Source organism: Sediminibacter sp. Hel_I_10 (assembly GCF_000688335.1).
GTDB lineage: Bacteria > Bacteroidota > Bacteroidia > Flavobacteriales > Flavobacteriaceae > Psychroserpens.
The window spans coordinates 1,398,374-1,410,393 of record NZ_JHZX01000001.1; the positions used below are offsets into that span (position 1 = coordinate 1,398,374).

At 39.7% G+C, this 12,020-nt stretch carries 11 protein-coding genes; 4 read left to right on the forward strand and 7 right to left on the reverse strand.

The window, feature by feature from the left end; all coding sequences use genetic code 11:
• Positions 1-4: 4 nt before the first annotated feature.
• Entirely contained in the window at positions 5-811 is an 807-nt protein-coding gene (locus P176_RS0106295) for a glucosaminidase domain-containing protein (protein ID WP_026753901.1), read from the reverse strand.
• A gap of 8 nt (positions 812-819) precedes the next feature.
• The gene (locus tag P176_RS0106300) at positions 820-1,728 is read right to left on the reverse strand and encodes a 1-aminocyclopropane-1-carboxylate deaminase/D-cysteine desulfhydrase (protein ID WP_081820684.1); all 909 of its coding nucleotides are present in this window, start codon (positions 1,726-1,728) and stop codon (positions 820-822) included.
• A gap of 369 nt (positions 1,729-2,097) precedes the next feature.
• On the opposite strand from P176_RS0106300, the gene P176_RS20550 reads away from it, so the two are divergent.
• From P176_RS20550 to P176_RS0106320, 4 genes are all read left to right on the forward strand, one after another.
• Positions 2,098-2,274 carry a DUF5522 domain-containing protein gene (locus P176_RS20550; protein ID WP_197022152.1) on the forward strand — a complete coding sequence of 59 codons (177 nt, stop codon included), beginning with the start codon at positions 2,098-2,100 and terminating at the stop codon, positions 2,272-2,274.
• A 5-nt stretch (positions 2,275-2,279) separates the two neighbouring features.
• Positions 2,280-4,274, forward strand: coding sequence for a urocanate hydratase (locus P176_RS0106310; protein ID WP_037348763.1), 1,995 nt, complete (start codon positions 2,280-2,282; stop codon positions 4,272-4,274).
• Positions 4,275-4,290: 16 nt separating this feature from the next.
• On the forward strand, positions 4,291-4,869 hold the full coding sequence (locus P176_RS0106315; protein WP_026753905.1) for a DUF4136 domain-containing protein: 579 nt from the start codon (positions 4,291-4,293) through the stop codon (positions 4,867-4,869).
• 158 nt (positions 4,870-5,027) lie between these two features.
• Positions 5,028-6,698: a SulP family inorganic anion transporter gene (locus P176_RS0106320; RefSeq protein WP_026753906.1), complete on the forward strand. Its 1,671-nt coding sequence runs from the start codon at positions 5,028-5,030 to the stop codon at positions 6,696-6,698.
• Positions 6,699-6,755: 57 nt separating this feature from the next.
• Here the strand turns inward: P176_RS0106320 and P176_RS0106325 are convergent, their stop codons facing one another.
• The 5 genes from P176_RS0106325 to P176_RS0106345 all read right to left on the reverse strand — a co-directional run bounded on the left by P176_RS0106325 (position 6,756) and on the right by P176_RS0106345 (position 12,004).
• Positions 6,756-7,118, reverse strand: a complete 363-nt coding sequence (locus P176_RS0106325; protein WP_026753907.1) for a hypothetical protein — start codon at positions 7,116-7,118, stop codon at positions 6,756-6,758.
• A gap of 67 nt (positions 7,119-7,185) precedes the next feature.
• Positions 7,186-9,264 carry a thiamine pyrophosphate-dependent enzyme gene (locus tag P176_RS0106330; protein ID WP_026753908.1) on the reverse strand — a complete coding sequence of 693 codons (2,079 nt, stop codon included), beginning with the start codon at positions 9,262-9,264 and terminating at the stop codon, positions 7,186-7,188.
• Positions 9,265-9,346: 82 nt separating this feature from the next.
• Entirely contained in the window at positions 9,347-10,648 is a 1,302-nt protein-coding gene (locus P176_RS0106335) for a dihydrolipoamide acetyltransferase family protein (protein ID WP_026753909.1), read from the reverse strand.
• A gap of 3 nt (positions 10,649-10,651) precedes the next feature.
• The gene (locus tag P176_RS0106340) at positions 10,652-11,248 is read right to left on the reverse strand and encodes a transferase hexapeptide repeat family protein (RefSeq protein ID WP_026753910.1); all 597 of its coding nucleotides are present in this window, start codon (positions 11,246-11,248) and stop codon (positions 10,652-10,654) included.
• 3 nt (positions 11,249-11,251) lie between these two features.
• Positions 11,252-12,004: an enoyl-CoA hydratase/isomerase family protein gene (locus tag P176_RS0106345; protein ID WP_026753911.1), complete on the reverse strand. Its 753-nt coding sequence runs from the start codon at positions 12,002-12,004 to the stop codon at positions 11,252-11,254.
• Positions 12,005-12,020: the final 16 nt, after the last annotated feature.

Consider the following 12,020-nt stretch of genomic DNA (forward strand, 5'->3'; position numbering starts at 1 on the left):
ATATTTATTTTATAATCAAAATTTGTCCTAAGCTAATGTTGTTGCCCGATAAATTATTGAGCGCCTTAATCTCATCAACAGAGGTATTATATTTTTTAGACAAAGAATACAAGGTGTCTCCCTTTACCACTTCATGAGTTACATTAGAAGTGGTTATAATCTCACGCTTGTTCTCCAATACCACGTCATCAAATTCGTAGAGTTTATAACGTTCTATAAGCCCTATCAATTTATCGGGATATTTTCTATCGGTGGCGTAGCCCGCTGAGCGAAGCCCTCTAGCCCAACCTTTATAATCATCTTGCCTTAGCTCAAACAATTTGGCATATCTACCACGTGAAGTCAAAAACTCTGAATGGTCCTCAAAAGAGGTTTTAGCGTAGTTGTATTTTCTGAAACATTCTTGTGAACGATCGTCATCATGATAAATTTTATCACCCGTCCATCCATGACACTTAATGCCGAAGTGGTTGTTGGCCTCTACTGAAAGGCGGCCCTGTCCTGAACCTGATTCTAAAATGCCTTGCGCCAAAGTAATACTGGCAGGAATTTTATATTTGCGCATTTCTTCCATGGCGATACTGCTGTAAACGTCAATGTATTCTTCAACAGCACTTGCATATACCTTCTTTGTGACAACAACCTCGTCAGGAACCCCAACTGGTTCCGCTGGAGGATCAGTAGTAGTTGGTGCTTTCACTACACGTTCGGTTCTGGTTTTACTATTGCGCTTTTTGGTTACAATTTTTCGTTTTGAACCACAACTCGCCACCATGATTACTAAAATAAAAAGTATTAAAATTTTTCTCATACACGTTTTTAAACGATTAAAGGCTTGTTTTGTTGTTTTAGCTTGAGATTCATCCCCTCAATACCCTGCAGACCGCCTGTATGTATGGCAAGGATTTTTGTAGACCTTTTAAAATAGCCTTTATCAATCAAATCATAAATACCAAATAGCATCTTACCCGTATAAATAGGGTCTAATTGAAGGTGATGCTGGGCTTTGAACCCGTTCATAAACTCAATTAAATCTGGCGTTACTTTTCCGTAACCACCAAAATGATAATCGGTGTTTAATACCCATTGATTTGATTTTGCAAATTTACAAATTTCCTCACTTAAAAAATCACCTTTTAATGCAGGAAAACCTAGCACGCTTTGGTGTGGCAGCAGAGCATTTATAAGTCCAGAAATTGTACCACCAGTGCCTACAGAACAACAAACCACGTCAAAGCTATCGTCCCCTTCAGTTAAAATCTCCGTGCAGCCCTTTACAGCCAAAGTATTTGTACCACCTTCTGGAATATTGTAAAAATCACCAAACTCCTGTTGAAGCCCTGCTCTAAAATCGGCATCATTTTTTCTTCGGAAATCGTCTCTGGTCACAAACTTTAGTTGCATTCCAGAATTTTGGGCGAAGCTTAAGGTTGGGTTTGTAGCTATTTTATGTTCTAATTCCTCACCGCGTATAATGCCAATGGTTTTGAAATTAAACTGCGTCCCTGCCGCTGCTACTGCGGCAATATGATTAGAGAAAGCACCACCATAGGTTAGCAATTGATGCTGATCTTGACGTCTCGCCTCAATTAAATTGTATTTTAACTTGCGGTATTTATTTCCAGAAATAACAGGATGAATAAGATCTTCACGCTTTATGAATACCTCTATACCATCCTTAAACTTCGCCACAAATTGATTCTCACTTGTAAAATTCAATAACATCATAAATACTTTAGAAAAGATAAGAGCGACCTCGATGGTAAATATTTCAAATTCTGCTCGTTTTTGTAAGCTTCACGCTCAAAGGAGATATTTCTATAAGCAGTGTTCCATTTTCTGAACTGCACGAGTCTTACGATAAATTCCAAAAAGTACCATATAAAAAAGGGCAGTATCAAAAGTTCCAATTGCTGTTTCAGATGAATCCGTTCGTGGTTCATTAAAACTGCATCCGTTTTCAAGTGCTCATATTTCAGTATAATAAAAGGAAATATCGTTAAACCAACATATCCTTTCGGCAAGGCCAATTTTGAAATAAATACCATACATTTCGTTGTTCAAAAATCTTTCCAATTTACATTATCTTTGTGAACTATGAAGAAAATTATCCCATTAGAAGATGGTGATTATTACTTAACACCTGAAGGTTACCGGTGTTTTACAGAGCAATACCATCTTAAAAGAGGCTACTGTTGCGAAAGTGGATGTAGACACTGCCCATACGGTTTCGATAAATACAAACAGAGCAAGAACACTACAAAAAAAGAATAACTCCCATGACAACGCTTTCATTCGCAGATCAAATAAAGGAAGGTATCCCAACCACATTACCAGCACTTAAACCATATGACCCTTCTATCAACCACGCGCCCAAACGTAAAGCCATACTTTCTTCGGAAGAACGAAAGCTCGCCCTTCAAAATGCATTACGCTATTTTGATAAAGAATATCACGCCGATTTATTGCCAGAATTCAAAAAAGAATTGGATGATTATGGCAGAATTTACATGTACAGGTTAAGGCCAGATTATGACATGTTTGCGCGTCCTATAGATGCATACCCCAGCAAATCTCATCAAGCAGCAGCCATTATGCTGATGATTCAAAATAATTTAGATCCTGCAGTGGCGCAGCATCCTCATGAATTGATTACTTATGGGGGAAACGGAGCTGTATTTCAAAATTGGGCCCAGTATCGATTAACGATGAAATATCTATCTGAAATGACAGATGAACAAACCCTTGCGATGTACTCAGGTCATCCCATGGGTTTATTCCCCAGTCATAAAGATGCACCTAGAGCCGTTGTCACCAACGGGATGATGATTCCCAATTACTCTCAACCTGATGATTGGGAGAAATTTAATGCTTTAGGAGTGACGCAATATGGGCAGATGACGGCCGGAAGCTATATGTATATCGGGCCACAAGGTATAGTTCACGGCACTACGATCACCGTTTTGAATGCGTTTAGAAAAATAGAGAAACCACCTCAAGGCAATCTCTTTGTTACCTCTGGATTAGGCGGCATGTCTGGGGCACAACCCAAAGCTGGAACTATTGCTGGGTGTATTACGGTTTGCGCAGAAGTCAACCCTAAAATTACGCAAGTACGCTTAGATCAAGGTTGGATTGATGAAAAAGTAACCGATTTAGATGCCTTAGTCGAAAGAGTTAAGAAAGCAAAAACAGAAAAAGAAACAGTATCTATCGCCTATTTGGGCAACGTCGTTGATGTTTGGGAGAAATTTGATGATGCCAAAATCCATATTGACTTAGGAAGTGATCAAACTTCACTTCATAATCCCTGGGCTGGTGGCTATTACCCCGTTGGCTTATCTTTTGAGGAAGCCAATGAGCTAATGTCTCAAGACCCAGAGCAGTTTAAGGAAAAAGTTCAAAACAGTCTTAGAAGGCATGCTGAAGCAGTAAACACGCACACCTCTAAAGGCACCTATTTTTTTGACTATGGCAACGCCTTTCTTCTTGAGGCTTCCAGAGCTGGAGCAGATATTATGGCTCCTAATGGGATTGATTTTAAATATTCTAGCTATGTTCAAGACATTATGGGGCCTATGTGCTTTGATTATGGCTTTGGTCCATTTAGATGGGTTTGTGCCTCTGGAAATCCTGAAGATTTAGAGAAAACCGATGCCATAGCGTCTTCTGTTTTAGAAGCCTTAATGAAAGACGCACCTCCTGAAATACAGCAACAAATGTCTGATAACATCCAATGGATTAAAGGTGCACAAGACAATCGTTTAGTCGTTGGCTCTCAAGCCCGTATTTTATATGCCGATGCAGAAGGTCGCGTTAAAATTGCAGAAGCTTTTAATAATGCCATAAAAAATGGCGATATTGAAGTAGTGATTCTGGGCAGGGATCATCATGATGTTTCTGGAACAGATTCTCCTTACAGAGAAACCAGCAACATCTACGATGGCTCACGCTTTACAGCAGATATGGCTATTCAAAATGTGATTGGTGATAGTTTTAGAGGCGCCACTTGGGTGAGCATTCATAACGGTGGCGGTGTTGGTTGGGGTGAAGTTATCAATGGCGGTTTTGGTATGGTTCTTGATGGTAGTACTGACGCAGAACGTCGCCTAAAATCCATGCTATTTTGGGATGTCAATAATGGCATCTCAAGACGAAGTTGGGCTAGAAATGAAGGTGCTGTGTTTGCAATTAAACGCGCCATGGAAAATGAACCTAACTTAAGGGTGACACTTCCAAATATGGTAGATGAGAAATTACTGGACTCGTTATAACTCAAATAAAAAAGCAATGAAAAAGATTTTAAAACTATTCCCGCTGTTAATGATCATGATGGTCATTACCTCTTGCAGCTCTGTAAGAGTTGCTACTGATTATGATAAAAAAGTAGCATTTGACCAATACAAAACATTTGCCTTTTATAAAACAGGCATTGATAAAGCTGAAATTAGCGATCTTGATAAACGCAGAATCCTACGTGCTATCGAAGCAGAATTATTAGCGAAAGGCTACACCAAATCTGATAATCCAGATATGCTCGTTAGTATTTTTACCAAAGCACAAACCCGTGTTGATGTCTATCAAAACAATTGGGGCTGGGGTGGCTTCGGTGGCTGGGGCTGGGGCGGCTTCGGCGGTTGGGGTTATGGGGGTTTTGGACCAGGCTGGGGCATGGGATGGAATCAACCGTCAGTATCGACAAGCAATGAAGGCACCTTATTTATAGACCTCATTGATGCTGAAAAGAAAGAGTTGGTATGGCAAGGCTCTGGTATGGGCAACTTACCCACTAAAATGGAGAAGAAAGAGGCTAAAATCAAGGAGTTTGTAGGGAAAATGCTAGAAAGCTACCCGCCACAGCAAATGTAAATATCACAGAAAATAGCGCTTCAACTTACTTAAAAATAACAGTTTAACTATTAAAGCATATTCCTTCTAAAGAATATGCTTTTTTTTCGACTATAAGTCGCCTAATTTTCTAATAAACATATAAGCCCTATCTTTGCCGACTTTTAATGACAGGTATTATGAGATTAGGGCAAAAAGTAGTTAAGCATTTTACACAAAATCCCAAGAATGACATTCTTGCTGGTATTACGGTATCATTAGCAATGATCCCTGAGGTTGTTGCCTTTGCGTTTGTAGCACAAATTGATCCTTTGGTGGCATTATCAGGCGCATTTATTGTGGGGTTGATAACCGCCATTTTTGGAGGCAGACCTGGTTTGATCTCTGGAGCTGCGGGTGCCGTAGCCGTTATTTTTGTTAGTCTTATTGCTGAAGGCCATTCCAAAGGAATGCTGTTTGACAATCCCGTTGACAACATGGGCTACTTTTATTTATTAGCGGCCGTTGTTTTAATGGGAATTATTCAAATAGGCGCTGGTGTTTTAAAACTAGGACGCTTTGTGCGTTTGATTCCACATTCCGTAATGATGGGTTTCGTAAACGGTTTGGCAATTGTAATTTTCATGGCGCAGGTGCGTATGTTCTCTCATAAAGAATTAGAAATAAGCACAGATGGTTTAGAAAAGTATAATGATATCCCAATGACCGGATCAGAATTATATTCGATGCTAGGTCTTGTTGGACTTACCATGCTCATTATTTGGTTACTTCCTAAATTGACCAAAAAAATACCTGCAGCTTTAACTGCTATTCTGGTAACCACTGGTGTTGTTGTTTTTGGCGGATTGGATGTGAGCACCGTTGGCTCTTATATCATTGAAGGTGGTGGCGAAGGCTTAAAAGGGGAATTCCCTACTCCTAATGTGGAACTGTGGCAAAATTTGCCTTTTAATTTCGATACTTTAAAATTCATCCTTCCTTATGCATTTTTAGCCGCGTCTGTTGGGCTTATTGAGTCTTTAATGACTATGAATTTAGTAGATGAACTTACAGAAACGAGAGGAAACGGAAATAAAGAATGTGTTGCACAAGGTGCCGGAAACATTTTAAGCGGTTTATTTGGAGGAACTGGTGGATGCGGTATGATTGGTCAAACTGTAATTAATATCAATGCAGGTGGTAGAGGACGTTTGTCTGGAGTGATGATGGCCTTGACCTTATTGACCTTTATTCTATTTACGGCACAGTACATCGAGCAAGTCCCTATTGCTGCTTTAGTTGGCGTTATGTTTATGATGGTTATTGAAACATTTGCATGGTCGAGTTTTAGAATTATTAGAAAAATACCTTTGGCTGATGCCGTTGTTCTTGTCATTGTATCTGCAGTAACCGTAATCTATGATCTTGCCATTGCGGTGTTTATTGGTGTCATTATCTCGGCACTTGTATTTGCATGGAAAAATGCGGTAATGATTAGAGCTCGCAAGCGCACAAGAGAAGACGGTACGAAAATCTATGAAATTTGGGGACCGCTATTCTTTGGTTCTATTCAAAATTTCAATGCAAAATTTGACGTAAAAAGCGATCCAGACTATGTTGAAATTGATTTTGTTGAGTCACGCGTAAGTGATCATTCTGCTATAGAAGCCATTTTTAACTTGGTGCATAAATATGAAGCGGAAGGAAAAGTAATTAAGTTAAAACACCTTAGTGAAGACTGTAAGCAGCTGATGTACAAGGCAAGTCCTAAATTTAAAGAAGTGATCATTGAAGATGTGGACGACCCAAGATATCATTTGGCTGCAGATCCTGAAAGCTTTACGAAACCACTTTCAGAATACAACGTATAAAAAAAAGCGATCTTCAATATTGAAGATCGCTTTTTTTTTTATGGATAATCGCTATAACTAGCTCTTACTCTTAAGATATGCCTGAAATTGGTTTTCAGTTAAGATGGTTTTTAATTGTTTATCAATATAAACAGCCATCTTCTCTTCCTTGATTTGTCTTAACTTCTCATCTTGAATGTTGTTAATCCCTTCAAACTTTTTTGCGTTTTTATTGAACAGATCATAAACACGCTCCTTTACACTAGAGGTTACATCTGTACTTCGCATAAAAGATTCCAAAACTTTAGTCGCTCTAGCTTGAGGACTATTTTGAGCAGGATTCGATATTGCTGTAGCATTTACACTAGCCTGGGCAAAGCTTGATTGACTTCCTATAAAAAGGCAAGCGGCAAAACTTAAAAAAAGGAGTTGTTTTTTCATGGTGTTGTATAATGGATTAAACGATAAATATACAAAAATTAAGAAATCATCATCCCATTCTTGACAATTAGTAATTTAAAAGCTGTTCTATTTTCGCCTTTACTTTTTCCGTAGAAGGAATCATGGTCTCTTCTAAAGTTGAATTTAATGGAATTGCTGGCATATTTTCGCTCCCAATAGTCATTACTGGCGCATCTAGAAATTTAAAACAATCCTCTTGAATTTTACCAGACAATGCTCGCGCAAAACTATTGTTAGAAGGCTCTTCTGTAACCACTAAACACTTACCTGTTTTCTTAACCGATGCCATGATGGTCTCTTCATCTAAAGGAAATAAGGTACGAAGATCAATGACTTCAATTTGATCTTTCATCCCTAATGCTTCTGAGGCATTCATGGCCCAATGCACACCCATCCCGTATGTAACCACTGTTAAGGTCTCCAAAGTCTCTTGTTTCCATATTTCTTGCAACACCCATGCTTTACCAAAAGGCAGCACATAATCTTCGGAAGGCTCTATTGAGGTTGCGCCTTTGGTCCCAGGCACTTTGCTCCAATAAAGTCCCTTATGCTCTAAAATAACCACAGGATTTGGATCGTAATAAGCCGCTTTCATCAAGCCCTTTAAATCTGCACCGTTACTTGGATAGGCTATTTTAATACCTCGAATATTGGTTATAACACTTTCTACGGAAGACGAATGATAAGGTCCGCCGCTACCATAAGCACCAATCGGCACTCTTAAGATCATGCTCACTGGCCATTTTCCGTTAGATAAGTAACAACTTCTGCTCACCTCCGTAAACAATTGGTTGAGACCGGGCCAGATATAATCGGCAAATTGCACCTCAACAATAGGTTTTAATCCAACAGCACTCATCCCAACGGTAGAGCCCACAATAAAGGCCTCCATGATTGGTGTATTAAACACCCTATCATCGCCAAATTTTTGAGCTAAGGTTGCCGCTTCTCTAAAAACACCGCCTAATCTGGCGCCTACATCTTGACCGTAAAGCAAACACTCGTCGTGCTTATTCATTAATTCCTCAACGGCAAACAAGGCACAGTCTACCATTACTACTTTCTCTGCGCCTTGTGGTGAACGTTCACCTTTTTCCTCAGTAATTGGGGTAGGTGCAAAATCGTGAGTAAATAAATCCTCTGCTTTTGGGTCTTCTGCATCTCTTGCCTTTTCAAATCCGGCATCTACAGCTTTTTGTGCTGTCGCCTCTATCGCTTTGATATCTTCTGTACTTATGCCACTATCGACCAGCTGTTGCTCTAAAACTGGGTAAGGATCTCTTGATTTGGCCTCTTCCAGATCATCTCGGTACCATTCCATTCGAACTCCTGAAGTATGATGGTTGAGCAATGGGACTTTAGCGTGTACCAAAAATGGTCTGCGCTCTTTCCTCATGGTTTCGATGACCTTTTCTAATGCCGTATAACTTTCAGTAAAATTTGCGCCGTCTATAGATATCGCTTCTAATCCTACAAATCCCTTTGCGTAATCGAACGCATTTTGCGCTCTCGTTTCTGAGGCATTTGCAGAAATATCCCAATCATTATCTTGTACCAAATACAAAATGGGCAATTGCTTTAAGGCTGCCATTTGTAAGGCTTCTGCAATCTCCCCTTCCGTGACGGAAGCATCTCCTAAAGAACAAACCGTGATGGGCTTTAGATCTCTAGAATTACTAAAAGGAGACTGTGCTGCGGCATCATCTTTTATATGCTGTAGTTCTTTGTATTGCATTCCCATTGCAGTCCCCGTGGCGGGGATGGCCTGCATTCCTGTTGCTGAAGATTGATGGGGAATCTTAGGCTTATCGTCATCCCGTAAACTTGGGTGGGAATAATAGGTTCTTCCTGCCGAAAAAGGATCGTCTTTTTTGGCAAGTAATTGAAGCATCAAATCATAAGGTGTTACCCCAAACGCCAACAGCATGGCATCATCTCTATAGTATGGAAATGCGTAATCCTGTGGAAGTAATTGCAATCCTATTGCCGTTTGTATGGCTTCATGGCCCCGAGAGGTCGCATGCACATATTTTGAAACTTCCTTGAAATTATCTTCGTACAGTTTGGCCATAGCTTTGGCTGTACAAAGATTTAAAAATGCTTTTTTTAAAATATCTTGATTCATGTTTTTTCTTTTTGTCATTACCTTTAAGCAAACTCCAATCCCTAAACGGATCAACCAGTAAACTTAGAATGACAATCTTTAACTATATCTTTCTATCCACATCAAATGCTTCGAAATAATCGGCAACACGACGCACAAAACTTCCGCCGAGATATCCATCTACCACACGATGGTCAAAAGACAGTGATAAATACATCATGCTGCGTATGGCAATTTCATCTCCTGCTTCGGTTTCAATAACCTCTGCACGTTTCTTTATTATTCCTAAAGCTAGAATTGCCACCTCAGGTTGATTAATGATGGGGGTTCCCATAACGCTTCCGAAGGTACCCACATTAGAAATGGTGAAGGTACTGCCCTTAATATCTTCTCCTGATAATTTATTCTCTCTGGCTTTACCCGCCAAATCGTTTACATTTTCAGCAAGTTGTTTTAAATTTTTAGTGTCTGCATTTTTAACCACTGGAACAATTAAGTTACCACTTGGTAATGCCGTTGCCATACCAATATTGATGTCTTCTTTAACAATAATGGTATTGCCATCTACAGAAGCATTGATATTGGGAAAATCCTTTACAGCTTTTGCAACAGCCTCTACAAACAAAGGCGTGAAGGTTAAACGCTGTCCGTATTTTTCTTGAAATGCTTTTTTATTAGCATTTCTCCAATTGACCATATTGGTCATATCTGCTTCCACATAAGCCGTAACATGAGGCGCTGTATGTTTTGAGAATACCATATGATCGGCAATCATTTGACGCATACGGTCCATCTCAATCACCTTGCCTTTCCCTTTGTCGAATGTTAACTGCGGAATTCGGAAAGCGGTTGGATCTTTTTCAGCTGTAGGCTGTGCAAATTTATAAGGCCTATCATTTTCAATATACTGAAATACATCACTTTTTCTTAGGCGCCCGTCTTTTCCTGTTGCCGGAATTCTAGCCAGCTCTTCAAAACTGATGTGCTGCTCTTTGGCGATAGATTGAATGAGCGGTGAGAAAAATGTATTTGAGTTTGAAATTGAAAATGAAGTGGCATTCGAAGATGATGCCGCTTTGGTTGGTTTAAGTTCTTTTTTATTGACTTTAGAAGTCTCAACAGCACTTTTTGTAACCTGTTTTTTTTCTGACGTTTTATGGTCTTCGGAAACATCTAACATGGCAATCACTTCACCAACAGGCACCACATCCTTGGCTTCAAAAAGCGTTTCTTTTAAGGTTCCTGATACTGGGGCCGGCACTTCATTATCGACCTTATCTGTGGCCACTTCTAAAATGATATCCCCTTCTTCAAAACGATCACCCTCGCCAATCAGCCAGTTGATGATGGTTCCTTCAGTAATGCTTTCGCCCATTTTGGGCATCTTTAATTCAAATTTCGACATAAGTTATTTCTTCATAAAATCTCGAAGTGTCTTATAAACATCTTCTTGAATTTTCATATTCTCTGGAACGGCTCTTAAAGGCGTTACTTCTTTTAAACTCTCATGGCAATCTGCCGGTAATTGTTGGTAGAGTTGCGTTCCTTTGGTTTTCCATGCGATCATATCATCAGACACAGCTTTAATGACCTTTGCAGGATTGCCAACAACCAAACTTCGCTTCGGAATCTTAGTTTCTGCTTTTACAAATGCCATGGCGCCCACGATACTTTCATCGCCAATTTCAGCATCATCCATAATGACGCTATTCATTCCTATTAAGCAATTTTTACCAAGATTGGCGCCATGTATGATGGCGCCGTGACCTACATGGGCACTTTCTTTTAAGGTGATAGATTTACCGGGAAACATGTGTACCGTGCAGTTTTCTTGGACATTTACCCCATCTTCTAAAATGATCTGTCCCCAATCTCCACGAATGGCAGCTCCTGGCCCGATATAACAATTTTTGCCAATAATGACATTGCCTGTTACTGCGGCTAGAGGGTGAACAAAGCTTGTACGATCAACAACTGGAATGTATCCCTTAAAACTGTAAATCATGGGCTATTTAAATCGTTTTAAAGTTTCTTTTGTAAAGTCACTAAGCACTAATCGGCCACTCGTTTCTGCACGTTCTGCCAATAAATCATCCCAATGGTCGGTCCCGTTCCAAAATACTTTTTTCATTTCGGTCATGGCCTCTGGGTTGTAAGTGCAAAGGTGTTCTGCTGTATCTTTAACCGCTTCATCCAAATCTTCGGTAGTATCATAAACATTGGCAAAAAGCCCTTTTTGCTCGGCCCATTCTGGCGGATAAAAGGCATTTGCATCAATGGCTATTTGAGACATAGCACTTAATCCTATTTTACGTTCTATGGCCGGACCAACAACAAAGGGCCCGATACCAATATTAAGCTCGCTCAATTTGATTGCCGCATATTTGGTGGCCAAACAAAAATCTGTTGATGCTGCTAGACCAACTCCGCCTCCAACGGTTTTACCCTGAATTCTACCAATTATAAATTTTGGACATTTACGCATCGCATTGATCACATTTGCAAATCCTGAAAAGAATACTTTTCCGGTAGCGGCATCATCAATATGAATTAACTCCTTAAAACTTGCACCAGCGCAGAACGTTCTGTCTCCACCACTTTTAAGAACAATAACTTTTATAGCATCATTAGCTCCTGCTTCGGTAATGGTTTGGGCGAGTTTGGCCAATACATCTCCCGGTAAAGAATTATGCGCTGGATGAAAAAACTCGATGTATCCTACATTATTGGTAATCTCTAATTTTACATATGGATCAGTCATGTCTTTTAATTTTCTT